At 60.8% G+C, this 20,181-nt stretch carries 19 protein-coding genes; 6 read left to right on the plus strand and 13 right to left on the minus strand.

Going from position 1 to position 20,181, the window contains the following annotated elements; translation table 11 throughout:
- Window positions 1–85 precede the first annotated feature (85 nt).
- Window positions 86–2,047, plus strand: coding sequence for a putative bifunctional diguanylate cyclase/phosphodiesterase (locus tag KIK84_RS07095; protein WP_214122379.1), 1,962 nt, complete (start codon window positions 86–88; stop codon window positions 2,045–2,047).
- Here KIK84_RS07095 and radA read toward each other — a convergent pair.
- Genes radA through alr form a run of 3 tightly spaced genes read right to left on the minus strand, consistent with a single transcriptional unit; the run spans window position 2,030 to window position 5,716 of the window.
- Window positions 2,030–3,400: a DNA repair protein RadA gene (radA, locus tag KIK84_RS07100; RefSeq protein ID WP_214122861.1), complete on the minus strand. Its 1,371-nt coding sequence runs from the start codon at window positions 3,398–3,400 to the stop codon at window positions 2,030–2,032. The genes KIK84_RS07095 and radA overlap by 18 nt on opposite strands.
- Before the next feature lies 1 nt (window position 3,401).
- Window positions 3,402–4,583: an HD-GYP domain-containing protein gene (locus tag KIK84_RS07105; protein ID WP_214122380.1), complete on the minus strand. Its 1,182-nt coding sequence runs from the start codon at window positions 4,581–4,583 to the stop codon at window positions 3,402–3,404.
- 44 nt (window positions 4,584–4,627) lie between these two features.
- On the minus strand, window positions 4,628–5,716 hold the full coding sequence (gene alr, locus KIK84_RS07110; RefSeq protein ID WP_214122381.1) for an alanine racemase: 1,089 nt from the start codon (window positions 5,714–5,716) through the stop codon (window positions 4,628–4,630).
- Between the two features lie 160 nt (window positions 5,717–5,876).
- Between alr and lplT the strand changes: the two genes are divergently transcribed.
- Both lplT and KIK84_RS07120 read left to right on the plus strand, forming a co-directional pair.
- A complete protein-coding gene (lplT, locus tag KIK84_RS07115) occupies window positions 5,877–7,154 on the plus strand; it encodes a lysophospholipid transporter LplT (RefSeq protein WP_214122382.1) in 1,278 nt (425 codons plus the stop codon).
- 17 nt (window positions 7,155–7,171) lie between these two features.
- The gene (locus tag KIK84_RS07120; RefSeq protein ID WP_214122383.1) at window positions 7,172–7,654 is read left to right on the plus strand and encodes a glutathione peroxidase; all 483 of its coding nucleotides are present in this window, start codon (window positions 7,172–7,174) and stop codon (window positions 7,652–7,654) included.
- A 30-nt stretch (window positions 7,655–7,684) separates the two neighbouring features.
- Here the strand turns inward: KIK84_RS07120 and glcF are convergent, their stop codons facing one another.
- Together glcF and glcE are read right to left on the minus strand one after the other, a co-directional pair.
- On the minus strand, window positions 7,685–9,016 hold the full coding sequence (gene glcF, locus KIK84_RS07125) for a glycolate oxidase subunit GlcF (RefSeq protein WP_214122384.1): 1,332 nt from the start codon (window positions 9,014–9,016) through the stop codon (window positions 7,685–7,687).
- 3 nt (window positions 9,017–9,019) lie between these two features.
- A complete protein-coding gene (gene glcE / locus KIK84_RS07130) occupies window positions 9,020–10,336 on the minus strand; it encodes a glycolate oxidase subunit GlcE (RefSeq protein WP_250207838.1) in 1,317 nt (438 codons plus the stop codon).
- A gap of 123 nt (window positions 10,337–10,459) precedes the next feature.
- Here glcE and KIK84_RS07135 point away from each other — a divergent pair, with 123 nt between their 5' ends.
- A complete protein-coding gene (locus tag KIK84_RS07135; RefSeq protein WP_214122385.1) occupies window positions 10,460–12,544 on the plus strand; it encodes a putative bifunctional diguanylate cyclase/phosphodiesterase in 2,085 nt (694 codons plus the stop codon).
- Here KIK84_RS07135 and KIK84_RS07140 read toward each other — a convergent pair.
- From KIK84_RS07140 to KIK84_RS07155, 4 genes are read right to left on the minus strand one after another with little or no spacing between them, the layout of a single operon-like run.
- Complete coding sequence (locus tag KIK84_RS07140) at window positions 12,527–12,991, minus strand: DoxX family protein (RefSeq protein WP_214122386.1); 465 nt, start codon at window positions 12,989–12,991, stop codon at window positions 12,527–12,529. The genes KIK84_RS07135 and KIK84_RS07140 overlap by 18 nt on opposite strands.
- Entirely contained in the window at window positions 12,979–13,824 is an 846-nt protein-coding gene (locus tag KIK84_RS07145; RefSeq protein WP_214122387.1) for an HvfC/BufC family peptide modification chaperone, read from the minus strand. Before KIK84_RS07145 ends, KIK84_RS07140 begins: the two co-directional genes overlap by 13 nt.
- Window positions 13,817–14,782: an MbnB/TglH/ChrH family RiPP precursor modification enzyme gene (locus tag KIK84_RS07150; RefSeq protein WP_250207839.1), complete on the minus strand. Its 966-nt coding sequence runs from the start codon at window positions 14,780–14,782 to the stop codon at window positions 13,817–13,819. Before KIK84_RS07150 ends, KIK84_RS07145 begins: the two co-directional genes overlap by 8 nt.
- A gap of 16 nt (window positions 14,783–14,798) precedes the next feature.
- Window positions 14,799–15,071: a BufA1 family periplasmic bufferin-type metallophore gene (locus KIK84_RS07155; protein ID WP_214122388.1), complete on the minus strand. Its 273-nt coding sequence runs from the start codon at window positions 15,069–15,071 to the stop codon at window positions 14,799–14,801.
- 173 nt (window positions 15,072–15,244) lie between these two features.
- Between KIK84_RS07155 and KIK84_RS07160 the strand changes: the two genes are divergently transcribed.
- Both KIK84_RS07160 and KIK84_RS07165 read left to right on the plus strand, forming a co-directional pair.
- Entirely contained in the window at window positions 15,245–15,817 is a 573-nt protein-coding gene (locus KIK84_RS07160; RefSeq protein ID WP_214122389.1) for a sigma-70 family RNA polymerase sigma factor, read from the plus strand.
- On the plus strand, window positions 15,814–16,023 hold the full coding sequence (locus KIK84_RS07165; protein ID WP_214122390.1) for an anti-sigma factor family protein: 210 nt from the start codon (window positions 15,814–15,816) through the stop codon (window positions 16,021–16,023). The genes KIK84_RS07160 and KIK84_RS07165 overlap by 4 nt, the downstream gene beginning before the upstream one ends.
- Before the next feature lie 13 nt (window positions 16,024–16,036).
- Here the strand turns inward: KIK84_RS07165 and KIK84_RS07170 are convergent, their stop codons facing one another.
- The 4 genes from KIK84_RS07170 to glnK form a co-directional block, all read right to left on the minus strand.
- On the minus strand, window positions 16,037–16,996 hold the full coding sequence (locus KIK84_RS07170) for an SMP-30/gluconolactonase/LRE family protein (RefSeq protein ID WP_214122391.1): 960 nt from the start codon (window positions 16,994–16,996) through the stop codon (window positions 16,037–16,039).
- A 16-nt stretch (window positions 16,997–17,012) separates the two neighbouring features.
- A complete protein-coding gene (locus KIK84_RS07175; RefSeq protein WP_214122392.1) occupies window positions 17,013–17,921 on the minus strand; it encodes an aldose 1-epimerase in 909 nt (302 codons plus the stop codon).
- A gap of 177 nt (window positions 17,922–18,098) precedes the next feature.
- Window positions 18,099–19,658 carry an ammonium transporter gene (locus KIK84_RS07180; RefSeq protein WP_214122393.1) on the minus strand — a complete coding sequence of 520 codons (1,560 nt, stop codon included), beginning with the start codon at window positions 19,656–19,658 and terminating at the stop codon, window positions 18,099–18,101.
- 29 nt (window positions 19,659–19,687) lie between these two features.
- The gene (gene glnK / locus KIK84_RS07185; RefSeq protein WP_214122394.1) at window positions 19,688–20,026 is read right to left on the minus strand and encodes a P-II family nitrogen regulator; all 339 of its coding nucleotides are present in this window, start codon (window positions 20,024–20,026) and stop codon (window positions 19,688–19,690) included.
- Window positions 20,027–20,181: the final 155 nt, after the last annotated feature.

Raw genomic sequence — 20,181 nt, forward strand, 5'->3', positions numbered from 1 at the left:
TTAACACCCCAGAAAGACAATTTCACAGCAAATTGTTACCTTTTGGCACCATGCCAACAAAAACACAAACATAAACTTACTCGTTATGAATACTGAGAAGCAGCTGCTATGGGAAGAAGCCCTTCGACAGCAGCCTTTGGGGATGGTAGTCAACGTGGTTGGCTCCATGGGCTTGGGGTGGATTTTTCTGGACAAAGAGCCCCTTTTCTTCACGATCTGGCTCATTTCCAGCTTGGTATGCACCGCCTTGCGCGCTATTGTTTTTCTGAAATTTAGCTCCGTCGTCCACTCCCCCAACACCCCCTATCTGGACTTTTACAAGCGGCTATTGGAAGTCTCTATTGTGTTGTGCTGCTTGAACTGGTCCGTTTTAAGCTGGCACACGATAGCCACTTACGAACAATGGGAGTCCTACATCGTTCTCATGACCATTGCATCCATGGCAGGGGGCGTTGCCACTACCCAAGCCTCTGTGTTCGTTGGCAAAGTCTACATAGTGACCATGCTGGCCCCTGTGGTCATACAGTTAGCGCGCTCGCCCGCGCTGACCGAAAACATACTGTCAGGCATGAGTGCGGTGTACTGCATTGCCTTGCTAATCAGCCACGAAAAAAACTACCGCTTTCTGCGCGCTTACATGCGCCAAACGCTGGAAAACACAGGATTGATCGCGGCTTTGTCAGCCAAATCCGACGAGCTCAAAGCGCACAACCGGGATTTGGAATTCAAAGTACTTGAGCGTACTGCAGAACTCACCTTGCAGGCGCACCGCGACTACCTGACCAACTTACTCAATCGCCGGGGTGTCCTCAACTGCGACGAGGACATCAAACGCCAGTATTTGGGTAGCACCATCTACGCCGCCTACATCGACTTGGATCAGTTCAAAGAAATCAACGCCGAGCTGGGTCACCAATATGGCGACATCGTGCTGCAGCGCACTGCCCGTGCGATCGAAACCTACAGCCGCATCACCAGCAAAGCCATGCACTGGCAACGCTCTTTAGTCAGCCGCTGGGGGGGCGATGAGTTCGTCGTGATTGTGGTCAGTAAGGCCACCGAATCCCGCCCCCTGCTGCAAGCCCTGAGCAAAGATCTGCTACGCGCCATCGACTTGCAACATGAAGTGAACTTTCGAACCGTGCACATTACTGGCAGCTTGGGATTGGCACAGCAAACACTCACTTCTGACAGCAATTTGGAAAACCTACTGGCCGATGCGGCTATCGCGCTGCACCACGCCAAACAGCAAAGCCGCAACTGCTGGCACCTTTACGACAATGCGCTGCGCGACAACACCTACCGCTTGCAAAAAATCAATGCCGCGCTGGCCCACGCTTGCGTAGACGACACGCTGAGTCTGTGCTTCCAACCCATTGTGGATGCCCATACCCATGCCATACACAGTTACGAAGCCCTGCTGCGCTGGAAACACGCCCAGTTGGGCGACATTGCCCCCAGCGAATTCATTCCATTGGCCGAAGCCAACCACCTGATTTTGGAAATTGGCCAATGGGTTCTTGAGCAATGCTGCGCGCATATCGCCCAATTGACACAACCCATTCGCATCGCCATCAATGTATCCACCCGCCAACTGGCACAAGCCGACTTTGCCCAGCAAGTAGCCGACACCCTGCAACGCTACCAAGTGAGTGCTCAGTCTTTGGTGATTGAACTGACAGAAAGCGCCATGGCCGATAACACGCTGCAACAAACCCGCAGTACCGTGCAAGCGCTCCAGCACATGGGTTTTGAAGTCCACTTGGATGACTTTGGCACTGGCTACTCCTCGCTGTCGCGCTTGCACCAGTTTCCCATTACCGCCATCAAGCTCGATAAAGATTTTTTGCAAGACTGGGGGGAGCAATCCCCAGCCTTGGTGGAAGGCACGGTTCTCATGCTGCACCGCATGGGCATTCGCGTGATTGCAGAAGGGGTAGAAACCGAGCAGCAAGCCCAACGGCTTCGCAATTTGGGCGTGGACGAACTGCAAGGCTTTTGGTTCGCCTACCCCAGCCCGCTGCCCACCTTACTCCAAACTGCGTAGCAGTTGCATCGCTTCATCCACCCGATCCACAGCGTGCACGGTTAGACCCTCTATGGGTTTTTTGGGCGCGTTGGCCTTGGGGACCAGCGCAGTAGTGAAACCAAGCTTGGCCGCCTCCTTCAAGCGCTCTTGCCCACGTGGTGCGGGGCGTACCTCCCCTGCCAAGCCCACTTCACCAAAGGAAAAAAACCCCTTGGGCAAGGGTCGCCCGCGCAGGCTAGATGCAATGGCCAGCAGCACTGGCAAGTCCGCCGCTGGTTCGCTGATGCGCACGCCACCTACTGCGTTGACAAACACATCTTGGTCACCACAGGCCACGCCTGCGTGGCGGTGCAACACCGCCAGCAGCAGGGCCAAACGATCGCGCTCCAGTCCCACCGACAAACGGCGTGGACTCGGGCCGCCGCTATCGACCAAGGCCTGAATTTCCACCAACAGCGGGCGACTGCCTTCCAGCGTGACCATGACGCAGCTACCCGGCACCGCCTCGGCGTGCTGGCTCAAGAAAATGGCACTGGGGTTGCTCACGCCTTTGAGGCCTTTTTCCGTCATGGCAAAGACGCCCATCTCATTGACCGCACCAAAGCGGTTTTTGATGGCCCGAATGAGACGAAATTGGCTGTGCGTATCGCCCTCGAAGTACAGCACGGTATCGACCATGTGCTCCAGCACGCGCGGCCCAGCCAGTGCGCCTTCTTTGGTGACATGCCCGACCAGCACGATGGCCGTACCCGAACTTTTGGCCGCCCGCGTGAGGTGGGCCGCACACTCGCGCACCTGCGCCACCGAACCCGGTGCGCTGGTCAACTGGTCGGAATACACGGTTTGGATGGAGTCTATGACCGCCACCTGCGGTGCCTCGGCCTGCAAAGTAGCAAGGATTTTTTCCAGCTGGATTTCGGCCAGCACCCGCACTTGGCTGCTACCCAGCCCCAAACGGCGTGAGCGCAGCGCCACCTGGGCCCCACTCTCTTCGCCCGTCACATACAGCGTACGCTGGCCCAGCCGTTGCAGCGAATCGAGCGCTTGCAACAGCAAAGTGGATTTGCCAATGCCGGGGTCTCCGCCAATGAGCACCACCCCGCCCTCGACCATGCCGCCGCCCAGCACGCGATCCAGCTCCTCGTGCCCCGTGGGCGTGCGTTCTACGTCTGCAGCCTCGATGTCGGCCAGCACCGCCACGCTGCTGCTGGGTGCGAGGGCCGCAAAGCGGTTGCGCGCCGTGCCCGCATCGGGTACGGCCACACTCTCTACCAGCGTGTTCCACGCTTGGCAGTGCGGGCACTTGCCCAGCCATTTGGGGCTGCTGCCGCCGCACTCTTGGCAGGTGTACACGGTTTTCTCGCGCGCCATGTCAGTAGGGATGGGAGAGGTGCTGCACGCGCTCACGCGCGCGGCGCACCTTGTTGTGCGAAATGGCCAGCTTCACGCTGGCAAAGGTGATGGGCTCCACAATGGTGAAACCCTCTTGTGGCTGGCGGCACTGGTACATCTGCACCGGCAACGCATGCTCGTTTTGGATGCTGATAAGCCACGGCAAATTGACCTTGATGCCACGCTGCGCCACCACCGCCGTGTCGCCATTGCTCATGCGCACATAGGTGCCGGGAGGGTAAAAACCCAACACATTCGTAATGGCCGCCCCTACTGGGGAGGCTGCGTCGGCCCCTCCGGTGTAAATGGCCTTGACCGCGTGCAAAGAGGACAAAGGCAAGCGCGTTTTGCGTGCCGCGACTTTGGCCACAAATACGTCGGCCGTGTGCAAAATCTGCCGCAGCACGGCCAGACTGGGTTTGTCGTTGGGAATAGACGGTTTTTGGTGCCAACGCACCAAATCCAGCCAATCGGGCTCATCCACCCCCAGGGCCGACAGTATCTGCATGCCGCGCTCGCCGTGCTGGGCGATCAGTTCGCGCTGCTCGTCGGTCAGCGAGGTAGTTTGGCGCGTCATGCTGTCTTGCTCACGCGCCATGCCTATGTTCATGGTCAGGCAGGCGTCAAACACCACTTCGCACGAGTGCTCATCCAGCCCCAGCTTGCGCGCTGCCAGCAAGCTGATGCAGGCGCACAGCAACGCATTGGTAGCGCAGTAACCCACGGTCTCATCGGCCAGCAACTGGAACAGGCAGTACAGCGAATCGTCTGGGTCTTTGCTCAGCAAGCTCACAGCATGTTTGGACAGCTCTTTGAGACGCCGAGCCGGGCGAATGGCCAAACCACCTTGGTACAAGATGCCACGCAGCACCTCTTGGATATCCAACCACCCTCCCTGGTAGCAACTGGTGGCTTTCACGCGCACATAGTCCAGCTGGCTGATGGTCTTGGGCATGGTGACTTGGGCCACGGCCTGCACGTCCACACCATCGCGCACCATTTGGTACACCTGTCGTTCGTAGGCGTGCTGCCATGCCATGGCATCGCTTTCTATGGCGCTGGCATTGAAAGCATGCAGCTTGTCACGGTGTTGCTCCGAGACGATGGGCTGTCCCTTGCGCAGCAAGAGCTGCCCAGTCTCGCTCCATATATCGACTGGCATGGGTTCTCCAACGGCCAGTAGGTGAATAGGTATAGGTATGTATCTCAATCTGTGGTCACCGGCACGCGCTGGGCCAGTGCGCACATCAATTCGTAGCCCAGTGTCTGCGCGCTGGCGGCTACCTCATCAATGCTAAGAACCGCCCCATTGGCTGCGCGACCCCATAAGGTTACCTCGGAGCCCACGTGGGCGGTAGGAATTTCTGTCAAATCGACGCACAACATGTCCATGCTGACGCGTCCCAAAGTGCGGCTGCGCACACCATCGACCAGCACCGGGGTGCCGGTGGGGGCGATGCGCGGGTAACCGTCGGCATAACCACAAGCCACCGTACCAATGCGCATCGGTTTGTCGGCCACAAAGGCAGAGCCATATCCCACGCTAGCGCCTGCAGGTATTGCTCGCACCGCTATCAATTTCGCAGCAAGCGTCATGCCCGGTAGTAGCCCCCAGTCTGCGGCGCGGTGGGCGGGAAAGTCGGGGGCACTGCCGTACACCGCGATGCCCGGGCGTACCCAATCGGTGGGCAAGCCAGCAGCATGGCGCAGTGTGGCGGCGCTGTTGCAGACGGTGCGCTCACCGGGCAAGTCGTGCGTGACGCGCTCGAACAGTTGCATCGCCTCGGCCACGCCCTTGGGGCCGTCGGCATCGCTGAAGTGCGTCATGAGGCTGATCTCGTCCACCTGCGGCAGCGCGTTCAGGCGCGTCCAAGCCGAGCGGTATTCATCGGGGTCAAAGCCCAAACGGTTCATACCGCTGTTGAGCTTGAGGAAAACGCGGTGCGGTTCGTGCGTCTTGTGGGCGGCCAGCCAATCAATTTGCTCTTGGCAATGCACGGTGTGCCACAGATTCAGGCGCGAGCACAGCTCCAAATCCCGCGCATCGAACGCCCCCTCCAACAACAAAATGGGGCCACGCCAACCCAAATCGCGCACGCGCACGGCCTCATCCAAATCCAGCAGGGCAAAGCCATCGGCGCTGCGCAGGCCTTCAAAAGCGCGCTCTATACCGTGGCCATAGGCGTTGGCTTTGACCACTGCCCACACCCGGGCATCGGGGGCTGCGGCACGGGCACGCTGCAGGTTGTGGTGCAAGGCTTGGGTGTGGATGGTGGCTTGAATCGGGCGTGGCATGGGCTGAACTTTCGGTCGCTGCGGCGGAAATAGGGGTTCGGCGTGGGGTTAAGCCGCAGATTCTGGCACTGGTGGGCATGCTATAACCCCAGACCGTGAGTACGTTCTACAGAATATCCGTGGGCATTAGCAGCACTAATGCCCCTTGTTACGAGACCCCATGAAACGCGGCTTTTATTCCATCATGGCAGCGCAGTTCCTCAGCTCGCTGGCCGACAACGCCTTGTTTGTGGGAGCTGTCCAAATGCTGCGCGCCAGCCATGCGCCAGAGTGGCAGCAAGCCGCCTTGGTTCCCATGTTCGCCTTGTTCTACGTGGTGCTGGCCCCCTTTGTCGGGGCTTTTGCCGACGCACACCCCAAGGGCAAGGTCATGCTCTACAGCAACAGCATCAAGATTGTGGGCTGCTTGCTCATGCTCTTTGGTTCGCACCCGCTCTTGGCTTACGCCGTGGTGGGTTTGGGCGCAGCGGCCTACTCGCCAGCCAAGTACGGCATCCTGACCGAGTTGCTGCCCGCCAGCCAACTGGTCAAGGCCAACGGCTGGATTGAGGGGCTGACCATCGCCTCCATCATCTTGGGGGTGCTGCTCGGTGGGCAGCTCATTGGGCCCATCGCGGTGCATTTGCTCTCCGTTGACGTTCCCTTCTTCGATACCGGCATCAACACTCCAGCCCAAGCTGCTATCTCTACCTTAGTTCTCGTGTACTTGGGCGCGGCTTGGTTCAACACGCGCATTCCCCATACCGGCGTGGCCATGCGCCCCATCCCGAAAAACCCGCTGGAGCTATTGCCCGACTTTTGGGACTGCAACAAGCGCCTGTGGAAAGACCGCTTGGGCCAAATTTCCTTGGCCACCACCACCCTGTTTTGGGGCGTGAGCGGCAACTTGCGTTACATCGTGCTGGCCTGGGCCGCGACCGCCTTGCAATACGACGTGACCCAAGCCTCGCGCTTGGTCGGTGTGGTGGCACTGGGCACAGCGGCTGGAGCCATCTTGGCCTCCATGCGCATGCGTCTGGATCAAGCCGTGCGCGTCATCCCACTGGGCATTGCCATGGGGGTGCTGGTGATTGGCCTGAACCTCATCCACAACGCGTGGATCGCCGCGCCCTTCCTCATTCTGCTCGGTGCACTGGGTGGCTTTTTGGTGGTCCCCATGAATGCGCTGCTGCAACACCGGGGCCACAACCTGATGGGGGCAGGCCGCTCGATTGCGGTGCAAAACCTCAATGAACAAGCGTGCATTTTGGGTATTGGTTTCCTCTACAGCTTTGGCACGGGTGTGGGCTTGTCGGCCTTTGGGGCCATCACCATTTTTGGTGTCGTGGTGGCGGGTACCATGTGGGGCATATTGCGCTGGCACCAGCACAACTGCCAGCACCACGCAGCGGTGGTCAACCACCTGCTGGACGTGGCCCGCAACGACAAATCGCATTGAACAGCAACCGCCCAACCATGACCAGCGTGTACGACTTTGAAGCACTGTCCATCTCGGGCCAACCCGTTGCGCTGAACCAGTACCGTGGGCAAGTCCTGCTGCTGGTCAACACCGCCAGCGCCTGCGGCTTCACGCCCCAGTTTGCCGGGCTGGAGGCGCTGCACCAGCAGTACGCCAGCCAAGGCCTGGTGGTGCTGGGCTTTCCCTGCAACCAGTTTGGTGCGCAAGACAAAGGCAGCAACGATGAGATTGCCCAGTTTTGCCAAGTGAACTACGGTGTGAGTTTTCCCATGATGGCCAAGATCGACGTCAACGGCCCGCAAGCGCACCCGCTGTTTGCCCACCTGCGCCAACAGGCGCGTGGCGTGTTGGGCACCAGCGCCATCAAGTGGAACTTCACCAAGTTTTTAGTAGGACGGGACGGCACGGTGTTGCGCCGCTACGCCCCCACCCACACCCCGGCCAAGCTAGCGCGGGATATTGAGCGGGCCTTGGCTTAGAGGCCTAGAGCCCACTAGCCCTAGAACCCATCAGTCAGTGGTGTCGCCGTGCAACACGGCATCCACCACCTCCACCCAATGCCGCACGGGCGTGGTGGTGCCTGCTTGCAAGTGGGTGATGCAACCCACATTGGCGCTGACAATCACCTCCCCAGCCTGCGCTGCCAAACCCGCTAGCTTGCGCTGGCGCAACTGGCCTGACAGTGCGGGCTGCAATACCGAATACGTGCCCGCCGAGCCACAGCACAGATGCGCCTCTCGCTCGGCCAAGCGCACGCTAAAACCCAAACTGCCCAGCGCAGACTCCACGCCACCGCGCAACTGCTGGCCATGCTGCAGTGTGCAGGGCGGGTGAAACACCAAGCGCGGCAGGGCTTTGCCCCCCGTGGACTTGTCGGTAGAGCGGCGCTGGCGCACGGCTCCCGGCAGCACTTGCTGCAGCATGGGCAACAAGTGGGGCAGTAGTTCACTCAAGTCTTGGCACAGGCTGCTGACTTGGCGCGCTCGCTCGGCATACGCCGGGTCGTGGGCCAGCAGGTGGCCGTAGTCTTTGACCATGACGGTGCAACCCGAGGCATTGACCACAATGGCCTGCGCGGCGGCGGTACCGTCAGTGGGGAAAAGCAGGGGCCACCACGCGTCGATATTGGCTTTGGCCTGGGCCAAAGCCGGGTCGGCTTGGTTCAAATGCCACGCCAGCGCACCGCAGCAACCCGCATGCTGGGCCAGCACGGTTTGCACACCACAAGCGGCCAGTACCCGCTCGGTCGCGGCATTGATATTAGGGGCCATGGCGGGCTGCACACAGCCTTGCAGCAGCACCACGCGCTGCAAGGCTGGCGGTGGCGACACCGCTGCGTGCACGCCAGCACGGGTCTGCGAGGCGCTGGCAGCACGACGCTGACGCGGCGGCACTTTGGCGCGCAGCACCGCAGGCAATACGGGCCGCAGCCACTGCCCTACCTGCAGCAAAGGGGCAAAGAGGGGGGAGGCCAAGCCACGCCACAGCAGCCATCGCACTGCCCGCTGATGCCAAGGACGCGCTACTTGGGCATCCACCAACTGGCGGCCAATGTCGAGCAGCGCCCCGTACTGCATGCCACTGGGGCAGGTGCTTTCGCAGTTGCGGCAGGTCAGGCAACGATCCAAATGCTGCTGCGTGGCACGCGTGGGTGCTTGGCCTTCGAGCACCTGCTTGATTTGGTAAATACGCCCTCGCGGCCCATCCAACTCATCGCCCAACAGCTGGTAGGTAGGACAGGTGGCGGTGCAAAAACCGCAGTGCACACACTGGCGCAGCAACTGGGCAGCTTCTTGCGCCTGCGGGTTGTGGGCGTAGTCGGGGCTCAGGTGGGTGTGCATGGATCAGTCCTTGCGCGAAAACAATGCAGGGTTGAACAAGCCCCAAGGGTCGAAAGCGTCTTTGACGCGGCACGCAATCTGCCACAACGCCTGCGCACTGGTCGCAGCAGGCGGTCCATACGCCACCCGACTTTGCATGCCAAAACGGGCTGTAGAGCTTACTGGACAAGCTGCAGCAGCTATAAAAACTGTAGCAGAACCACCAGCGCGCCATGCGGTTTGCTGCACCTGCTGGGCCGCTGCAGCAGGGGCCCACACCCAGCGCAACGCACCGTGCCACTCCACCAGCGTGGGGTAAGGCCAATCCAGCGCAGGCGTGGCGGCGGGCACCGACAGACGCCACAGCAGCGCATCGTGCGGGGCTTGGGTGAAAAACGGCAACTGCTGCTCGCGGCACAAGGCCCAGTCGGCAGCGGCTTGACTGGCCTCCATGTGGTGCGCCTGCGCGCTGCCAGGCGATTGGGGCAGCAACAGCGCATCGACCAGCATGCGCTGGCAGGCCGATTCGACCGCTGCCCTAGCACCGCGTAAGCGCACAAACAGCAGGTCTTGCCCGCTGGCAGCGGCGGAGGAATGGGCCGCGTCAGCCCCCGTGGTGTCGTGCACCCAGCAACTGGCGTTGAGCGGCAGCGCCTGCCCACCCCAGCGCTGGAGCTGGGCCAAAGCGTCGGCCTGCGAGAGGGGTAGGCACAGCGTGGCCTCGGCCACGGGCCGGGCCAGCACCTTGAGCGACACCTGCGTGATGACGCCCAGCGTGCCCATAGCGCCCACCATCAGGCGCGAGATGTCGTAGCCCGCCACGTTTTTGATGACCTGCCCACCAAACTGCAAGTGCTCCCCGCGCCCATTGAGCAGGTGCAAGCCCAGCACGTGGTCGCGCACGCTGCCCACAGCGGCGCGTGCCGGCCCTGCCAAGCCCGATGCCACCAAGCCGCCGACCGTAGCGCCCAGCGCACCGTTCGGGTTTGCCCGCGCGAAATGGGGGGGCTCAAAGGGCAAGTACTGCCCACGCTCAGCCAATGCCGACTCCAGCTCGGCCAGCGGCGTGCCCGCTCCGGCGGTAATGACCAGCTCGCTGGGCGCGTAATCCACGATGCCGCGCAAGCCATCGGTGTGCAGCCACTGCACGCCAGGCTGGGGCAACGCTGGCTGGCCCAGTTGCGGCGTGAGCCACGCTTTGCTGCCCCCGCCCCGTATGTGCAGGGCCGGACGCGGTGCATCGGATGAACTGTGCTGCTGGGCGTGCTGCGCGGCGTCTTGCACCTGCTGCAGCAAGGTGTCCAGCGCGGGCTGGTAGGGAAGCGTAGATGGCGATGTCAAGATGCAAGGGCCTCGTAGGAATGCGCAAAACAGTATGGGGCAGCGTAACAAATTTCGAATTTCTCCCTATAGGAATTACGCTGCAATCCCACCACGCCGGAATTGGTGCAAACTGGTTTGGCCATGAAACAGGAACCCATTCCTAACCCGTCCACTTTTGGCTTGCTACCCCAGCGAACCACGGATGATGCGCACACGGTAATCAGCTTCACGCTGGACACCCAGTACCGCTATGTGGCGTTCAACCAGCAGCACCAAGAAGCCATGCGGGCGCTGTGGGGCAAAGAGATCAGCCTGGGTATGCACATGCTCGATGCGGTGATTGGAGACCACCCCGACCACGGCGTGGCCAAGCGGGCGTTTGACCGCGCACTGGGTGGAGAGAGCTTCAGCGAAGAATCGGCCTATGGCGACGAAACCAAGCAGCGCGAGTTTTGGCAAACCTTTTATGTGCCGCTGCACAACGAGGCGGATCAGATCATCGGGCTGAGTTGCTTTGTGCTCAACATCTCCGAGCGCAAGCGCATGCAAGCCGAGCTGGCGCTACGCGAACATGAGTTCCGCACTTTGGTGGAACACGCGACAGACACCGTGGTGCGCTACGGGCCAGGACTGCAACGACAGTATGCCAACCCGGCGTTTTACCGCCTGTTGCGCCTTAGCCCCGAGCAGGTGATTGGCAAAAAGCCATCCGACTTGGCTGAGAGCGTGTACGCCGATGCGCTCGAAATGAATTTGCACAAAGTGTTCCAGTCGGGCGAGCCAAGGGAGTTTGACATGCCCATCCGCCTACCGGACAAGCAGCCGCAGCATATGTGGATCTGCCTGACACCCGAGTTTGGCAGCCAAGGCCAGGTGCAAAGCGTGCTGGCGGTGGGGCGCGATGTGACGGAACTGCACGCATCGCGGCACCAACTCAAGCAAATGGCTTTTTACGACACCTTGACCACGCTGCCCAACCGCACCCTGTTCATGGAACGCCTGCATGAGAACCTGTCCTTCGCCTTGCAGCACGGCCAGACAGGCGCGGTGATGATGATTGACTTGGATCGTTTCAAGGAAGTCAACGACAGCCTAGGGCATACGCTGGGCGACGAGTTGCTGCGCATGGTCGCCATCCGCTTGGCGGGTTGTGCCCGCGCACTGGACTGCGTGGCCAGGCTGGGGGGCGATGAGTTCGTGATGGTGGTCGCCCAAGTTGGCACGACCGATGAGGTGGGCCGCATCGCCAACAAAATACTGGCCACCCTGAACGCCCCCTATGTGCTGCATGGGCACGAGGTATTTGTGTCCGGCAGCATAGGCATTGCCCTGTTTCCCAACGATGGCAGCGAACCCAATGACCTGCTCAAGTACGCGGACTCGGCCATGTTCTTGGCCAAACGCTCTGGCCGCAACGCCTATCGCCTGTACTCCAAGCACCTGACCGAGCAAGCCAATGCACGGCTGCAGCTAGAAACCGAGCTGCGCCGCGCCCTGGAACGCAAGGCCATGGCCTTGTACTTCCAGCCCAAGATAGACCTGCGCACCGGCCAGCTAGTGGGCTCTGAAGCCTTGGTGCGCTGGCAGCACCCTGAGCGGGGCGTGATCACGCCTTATCAGTTCATCCCGATTGCCGAAGACACGGGGCTCATCATCCCCTTGGGGACATGGGTGCTGCGCCAAGCCTGCCACACGGCCAGCCTATGGAATCGCGCTGGCGCGCCGCCACACAAAGTGGCGATCAACTTATCGGCCCGGCAATTTCAAGCAGGCAACTTGATCTCCACCATCACCCAAACACTGCAGGAAACGGGCTGTCGTCCCGAATGGATAGAACTGGAAATCACCGAAAGCCTGTTGCTGGAGGAAGACAAGTACATCTTCAACATGCTCACCCAATTGCGCGGCATGGGCATCAGCATTGCGATTGACGACTTTGGCACCGGCTACTCCGCCCTGAGTTATTTGGCCCGTTTTCCCATCACCACCCTGAAGATAGACCGTTCTTTCACCAGCCAAATTTGCGCCGACCACTCACGGGCCGAATTGGTCAAGGGCATCATTTCCTTGGCCCACGCATTGGGCCAGGAAGTGGTGGCTGAGGGGGTAGAACAAGCCGAGCAGGCCGCCTTTTTGGCCCAACACGGTTGCCAGCTAGCGCAGGGCTACCTGTACAGCCAGCCTGTACCGATCGATGAATTTGAAAAACTACCGCAGCAGTTTTGACAATCTGCGATCCCAGTTGAGCCACGCATCCACGGCCCACGCGCCGCTGCCGTAAAGCGCCAGCACCATGAGCAACACACCCCACAGCACATGCTGCTGCAAGGCAAGGGGTGCAATGTCGGTCAGTGACAGCACGGCCATCACGTTGACCACACTCAAGCCCAAAGCCGGTACACGCCCTCCTACGCCCAACACCAGCAGCACTGGCAACACGGTCTCGCCAAACGTCCCCGTGACGGCAGCCACGGCTGGCGGCAGCAGTGGCACGTGGTATTCCTCTTGGAACAAGAACAAGGTGGTGTCCCAGTCCCGCAACTTGGTCAGGCCCGAGAGCAGAAACACCTGCGCCACATACAGCCTGGCCACCAATGCGGCGGGCGCTTGGAGTAGATTGAGTAGCCGCAGCAAGAGCTGGTGGGCTGTATAGAGTGTTTTCACAATATGCATGGTGTCTCTCCGTCCAAAAAAATAGGGGGGGTCACTTGCAGCAGCAGGCCGGTTTGCACCGCCATGGGCAACCACTGTTCAAATGCCAACGCAGGACTGCACTCCAGCGCTTGGTGCAAGCTGAGCCCCTGCCCAAGGGCTTGCAAAAACGCTGCTTCGCCAGCCAAACAAGCCCGCAGTTGGGGCTTGTAGCCATTGCGCCAGAGCAATACCGCGCAGGGCTCCTCGGCGCAAATGCAAGCAGCTTGCACACGATCCCACAGCGCGTGCAAAGCCAAGGCTTGCTCTGCTGCATCGGCCGCCGCTGTACCTGCCTCCTGCGCACCACCCAGCGGGAGCTGCCAGTGGGTTTGGATGATGTCGTGCACGGGCCAAGGGCTGTTCTGCACTTGCCAACCCGTTGACAGGCTTATGTGCAAGGTGTCGGGGTCATGCTCTAGTAAGCACTGCAGCGTCTGTAATTGCGCTTGCCCATCGCCAGCAAAAGCAAGCCGGTGCAAAGCCCATTCACACCGGGCGACATCGGGCAACCATGGGCACTGGGCCAATTGCGGCTGCGCCTGCATGAAGGCGGCCAAGCCATCGCCCCACTGGTGCACATCACCGCGCAAAGGGGGAGACTGCAACCAATGCGCGCAAGCCAGCGCGTCCATGCTTTGCCCACCCAGAATGGCGCTGACCACCGGGTAAGCGCTGCGCAAACTGCTTTTGGCCAGCGCCAGCATGTTGGATTGGTAGACCAGCATGGCACGCGACAAGGTGCTATCGGCACGGTAGAGCGATTGCACCCACGCCGCCTGCTGGCTGGCCAGAGTCTGGCGGTGTTCAAGCATGCTGCACCTCGCGCATGCGCTGCACCTGAGCGAGCAAAGTAGGCAGCGGGGGTATCGCCGTGTCCCACTCTAGCAAAGTCGGTACGGGGCCGAACAACTCCAACGCGCAGCGATAAAGCGCCCACACTTCCTCACACACGCAGCTGCCATGGCTGTCTATGACCAAACTGCCCCACGCGTCGTTCACCCGTTCGTGGCCCGCCACATGCATTTCCTGCACAGCCCCCAGTAGCTGCTTGCGCTCCAAGGTGGAGGCCAGTGCTTGCAGCCACTGCCGGGATTTTTCCAAAGGGGTGGATTGCGTGTCCTTGCTGTCGGTGTTGCATGCATTCACGTACACGTTGTTCACGTCCAGCAGCAAGCCGCAGCCGGTTCGTTCGGCCAAACAGGCCAAAAATTCTGTTTCGTGCAGGGCGTTGTCGCCCATTGGCCTATCGGGCGCAACATAGGCCGAGATGTTTTCCACCAAGATAGTTCGCCCCACTGTCTCTTGCACGTGGTGCACATTGCTGCACAGCACATCCAGAGCCGACTGGCAGTACGGCAAGGGCAACAGATCTGCGGCATGCATGACCTGACCCGATGGCATCTGCACCCGCGCAAAGCTGGCGTGGTCACTCACCCGCACCGGGTCGATGCGCGCCACCAACTGCGCTAGTTGCTGCAAATGCCACTCGTCTACCCCCACAGCGCTGCCCAGTGCCAACCCCACGCCGTGCAAGCTAATGGGGTAATGGGCGCGTCCTTGCTGCAGCACGGCCAAGGCGGCTCCGCCTTGGCCAAAGAAGTTTTCGCTGTGCACTTCCAAAAAATCCAGTGCCGGAAGCTCCTGCAACAACTGCTGGTAGTGGGGATGGCGCCAGCCTAGGCCGACTGGGGCCATGGGGGCAACAGCGCCCGCACCGCCCCCCACCCTCCCCCCGCTGGGGGCAGCCATACCGTGCACTGGATGCGTCATAGCAGCTACGCCCCGCTTACAGCTTGAGTTGCTTCTTGGCTTCGTCCATGCTGATGCCACCAGCGGCCTTGCAAGTGCCTGCGGGCACAAACTTCCAGTCTTCCTTGGCCATGTCCATCTTGGTTTGGCCTGCGCAGGAGTGGGCGCCTGTCAGGTTGGCACAGTCGTTTTGGCCTGCTTTGGCAATGCCAAAGCACTTTTCTTTTTCAGCGGCCATGCTGGTAGCGGGAGCGGCCAAAGCGGTGAGCAAAGTGGCTGCGGTAGCGGCAATCATCAAACGTTGGTTCATGGTGTTCTCCTGAAAATGGGTTGCTAAATTGCTAAACATCGACCGCCATGCCCTTGCCCAGTGCAGGGCTATGTCGACCGATAAGGCTTAGTCAGGGCAGCTGGGGTTTTCTTACAGCGGTGCTGAAAAATATTTCTGAGCGCAGCGCCAGTGCCCTGCAGCACAATCGCGCCATGCATGCTTTGGAACAAGAACTTCACGCCCTGCGTCCCTACCTGCTGCGCTTTGCCCGGCTGCAACTGCGCAACGCGGTGTGGGCCGAAGACGCGGTATCGGAAACCATCGTGGCGGCTCTGTCCAAGCCACAAACCTTTGCAGGCCGCTCCGCGCTCAAGACCTGGCTGGTGGGCATACTCAAACACAAAGTGCTGGACGCCATGCGACTGCACGCGCGCGAATGCGTGACCAGCCCCGTGGCCGATGCCGATAGCCACACCGACCCGCTAGAAGAAATGGCATTCACCCCCGATGGGCACTACGCCCAAGCCCCGTCGGACTGGGGAACACCCGAGCAGCACACCGACAGCCAGCAGTTCATCCGCACGCTGGAGCTGTGCATGCAGCGCTTGCCCGATGTGCAGGCCCGCTTGTTCCTGATGCGCGAGTGGCTGGAGCTGAGCAGCGAGGAGATTTGTAAGGAACTGAACCTGAGCGCGACCAACCTGTATGTGCAACTGCACCGCGCCCGCCTGCGGCTGCGCGAGTGCCTGCAACTGCACTGGATTGATGGAAAGGCCATGGCATGACCCCGCTCAGACTGAGCTGCAAAAAAGCCACCGCACTCTTGGTGGCCCGGGAAGACCGCCGCTTGGCGCTCTTAGAGCGCTTGGCGCTGGGCGTGCACCTGCGCCTGTGCGACGCCTGCACCCGCATGGACGGGCAAATGCGCGTGATGCAGCGCGGCCTAGCCCAGTGGCGCAACTACCGCGAGGACGAGTCGCGCGAGGACTAAACGGGCCAAACCCTCAATCCACAAAACACTGCACCGGCAGGCCGGGCACTTCCACACGGCGTGACAGCACCATGCCCGACGCGGGGTAGACCAGCAGCTCGGCCTCGCTGCGGCCTTTGCTGGCGGTGGTGACGTACAGGGTGCGCAGGTCTTCGCCACCAAAGCAGGGCATGGTGGGGCACAGGGCGGGCAAGTCCAGGTGCTCCACCAACTCGCCTGTGGGGGCGTAGTGGGCCAGGCAGTGGCCTTCGAACATGGCGGCGAAGTAGTGACCTTGTGAGTCGATGGCAGCGCCGTCTGGGCGGCCGTGGTAACCCGTGCTGTGGTTCCACGCCCAGCCCTCAGGCTTGGGGGGAGTGTTGGCAAACGGGCGCTCACCGCTGAGTGAGCCAGCCTCTAAGTCAAAGTCCCACGCGCGGATGGTGTGGGTGGGGGTGTCGGCCCAGTACAGCGTGCGCTTGTCAGGGCTCCAGCCCAAGCCGTTGCCTGTGAGTGCGCCAACCACGTGCTGGGTAATCTGCACCGCAGCGCCAGTGCGGCTGCCACGGGCATCGATGCAAAACAAAGCGGCAGTTTTGGCGGTTTTGGTCTCGTCGATGGTGCCGACCCACAGGCGGCCCAGTGCGTCGCACTGGCCGTCGTTGGCACGCATGGTGGCCGTGTCGTAGGGCAAGGTTGCTATGCGGGTGAGCGCGCCGCGCCACTCGGTTGCGCGGTAAATGCCATCGCGCAGCGCCAGCACCAAGCCGCCGCTGGCGGCGGGGGCGATGCAGCCGGGGTCGCTGGGCATGTCCCAGGTCTCGACGGTGCCCATGTAGATGTTGGCGCGCAGCACTTGGCGTCCCGGGATGTCCACCCAGTACAACTGCTGCTCGTGCGGGTGCCAAAAGGGCGATTCGCCCAGGCCGCAGCGGTGCTGGGCAACCACGCTCCAAGCGGCTGCGTGGCCAGATGTGGCGGAAGAAGTGCTCATGGTGGTGTCTCCTGGCTTACTTGAGTGTCCATTCCAAGCGCATGTGGGCGCTATAACGCTCACCCGGTTGCAGCACCACCAAGCCCAGCGATTCGATGCTGACGCCCTGCTCCTCTGCCAAATTGATGGCGTTGTTCACGTGGCTGACGGGCTCAATGGCGATGTTGTTGCGCTGCGGGTTGGTAAAGACCACCAAGCGGCGCAGGTTGGAGTGCATGCGCAGGCGGATGCGCTCGTCCTCCAGCAACACATCGCCATGCCAACCGTCGTAGCAGTGGTCCACGTCCAGCGTGGCCAAGTCGGCCACCATGCCCGCTACCGGGCTGAAGTGGGTGGGCAGCTTGTCTTCGTTCATTTCCCAACGGCCTTCGCAGGCGAATTGCACGCGCATGCCATGGCGTTTTTCAAAGAAGGGGTGCCAGCCCAGGCCCACCGGAGCGGGACCGCTGTGGTCGTTGGTGATGGTCATTTCCATGTCCAGCGCATGGGCGTGCAGCTTGAAATACTGCATGGCTGTGAAAGCAAACGGCCACTTGCCGGGGATAGGGCTGGGCGATGGCTGGCTAGGGTCGTGATGGAGTTGCAGCAAGGCTTCACTGGCGCTGCTGCTGTGCACTTGCCAGGGGCGCTGCCAGCCAATACCGTGCGCCATGTGCTTGTCGCCAGGGAAGTTGATTTCAATGTCCAGCGGCTGGCCATCCCACTGCGCTTGGGCGTAGCCAATGCGGTTGGAAAACGGAACCAAGGGGTAGCTGCCGGCTTCGCGCCCGTGCTGCAGGGGTTGGTCGTCGGGCAAACGCAGCAGGGGCTCGTTGCCCCAGCGCAGAGAGCGGATGGTGCCGCCCAAGGCCGGTAGCAGGGCCATGCGCACGTCGGCTTGCTGCAGTACCAGCTCAGACAGGGGATCGGTCATCGGTGCGGTCATGCTTGTCTCCAATCGGTGGCTTCACTGCCCGTGATTGTGCATGGAGTAAGGCCCATCAATCCTCTTTGCGGCCATGTGCACAAACCATTCGTGCACAAAAAAACCTGCCAGCTTGCACTGGCAGGTTTTTGCTTTTCCAGGTACTTCAGGCCCGAATCGCTTCGGGCACCGAGTGCATTACTTGTTGTAAGCGGTTTCGCCGTGGGATGTGATGTCCAGACCTTCGCGCTCTTCCTCTTCGGTCACGCGCAGGCCAATGGTCAAATCCACAATCTTGTAGGAGATGACAGACACCACTGCAGACCAGACCACAGTAATGAGCACAGCCTTGGCTTGCACCCACACTTGGGCTGCGATGCTGTAGTCGGCAGGAGCGATCATGCCCACAGTCACCCAGTCACCCACAGCGCTGGGGCCACCCAGTGCGGGGCTGTTGAACACGCCAGTCAGCAAAGCACCCAAGATACCGCCTACGCCGTGCACGCCGAACACGTCCAGTGTGTCGTCAGCGCCCAGCAGTTTCTTCAAGCCAGTCACGCCCCACAGGCAGACGAAGCCAGCGACCAAACCGATGATGATGGCACCTCCGATGCCCACGTTGCCAGCGGCGGGAGTGATAGCCACCAGACCTGCTACGGCGCCAGAAGCAGCACCCAGCATGGAGGCCTTGCCACGGTGCAGGGCTTCACCCAAAGACCACGACAACACAGCAGCGGCAGTCGCCACAAAGGTGTTGGCAAACGCCAGGGCAGCAAAACCGTTGGCTTCCAGAGCGGAACCGGCGTTGAAACCGAACCAGCCCACCCACAACAGGGATGCGCCAACCATGGTCAAAGGCAGGTTGTGGGGAGCCATGGCTTCTTTGCCATAGCCCACTCGCTTGCCGATCAGGAAGGCACCGACCAAGCCAGCCACCGCAGCGTTGATGTGCACCACGGTACCGCCAGCGAAGTCCAGTGCGCCCATTTGCCAGATGTAACCCGCTTTGGCGTTCATGGCATCCACCACTTCCTTGCCGGTGTAGGCGTCAGGACCCATCCAGAACCACACCATGTGGGCGATAGGAGCGTAGCTGAAGGTGAACCACAGCACCATGAACATGAGCACAGCAGAGAACTTGATGCGTTCTGCAAAAGCACCCACGATCAGCGCGCAAGTGATGCCAGCAAAAGTGGCTTGGAAACCTGCGAACACGATTTCAGGAATCACCACGCCTTTGCTAAAAGTAGCGGCATTGGCAAAAGTGCCTGCAACGTTGTCCCAGATGCCCTTCATGAACAAGCGGTCAAAACCACCCACGAAGGCACCGCCTTCGGTGAAGGCCAAGCTGTAGCCGTAGATGAACCACAGCACAACAATCATGGAGAAAGTGACCATGACTTGCATGAGCACGGACAGCATGTTCTTGCTGCGCACCAAGCCACCGTAGAACAAGGCCAAGCCAGGCACAGTCATCAAGATCACCAACAGCGTGGAGACCATCATCCAAGCGTTGTCACCTTTATTAGGCACGGGAGCAGGTGCGGCAGCAGGGGCCGCGGCATCTGCTGCGGGCGCTGCGGCGGCGGCAGCAGCAGCAGGTGCTTCTGCTGGAGCAGCGGCAGCTGGAGCAGCATCTGCAGGTTTGGCTTCAGCGGGCGCCGCAGCAGCAGCTGGAGCAGCGGTTTGGGCCAGCGCGAAAGTTCCCGCGCCGAGCAAGCTTAGCCCCAAGGCCAAGGAAGCAAGCAGTTTTTTCATAGTCGGTTCTCTCTTAGAAGGGACTGGGCTTAGAGGGCCTCGTTACCGGTTTCACCCGTACGGATGCGCACCACCTGCTCGAGGTCGTACACAAAAATCTTGCCGTCACCAATCTTGCCGGTGCGTGCAGCGCCTTCGATGGCTTCGATCACACGCTCCACCAGCGCGTCATCCACGGCGGCCTCGATCTTGACCTTGGGCAGGAAGTCCACTACGTATTCAGCTCCGCGGTAGAGCTCGGTGTGTCCCTTTTGGCGACCGAAGCCTTTGACTTCGGTGACGGTGATGCCTTGCACGCCCATGCTGGACAAGGCTTCACGCACCTCGTCGAGCTTGAACGGTTTGATGATGGCCGTTACCAGTTTCATGATTGCACCTTTGTTAGTGTTTCGATTGATGACAGTTGCCTATCGGCACTGCGTCTCCCATGCGACGCGAGGAGATGACCCCAATTAGCAGAAGCCGTGCCAACCTCGCCACACCCGATGGCAGGCACTTGCAGTTTTTTGTTGGCACCGTATCA

The organism is Curvibacter sp. CHRR-16, from assembly GCF_018474005.1.
In the GTDB taxonomy this organism is placed as follows: Bacteria; Pseudomonadota; Gammaproteobacteria; order Burkholderiales; family Burkholderiaceae_C; genus Allorhodoferax.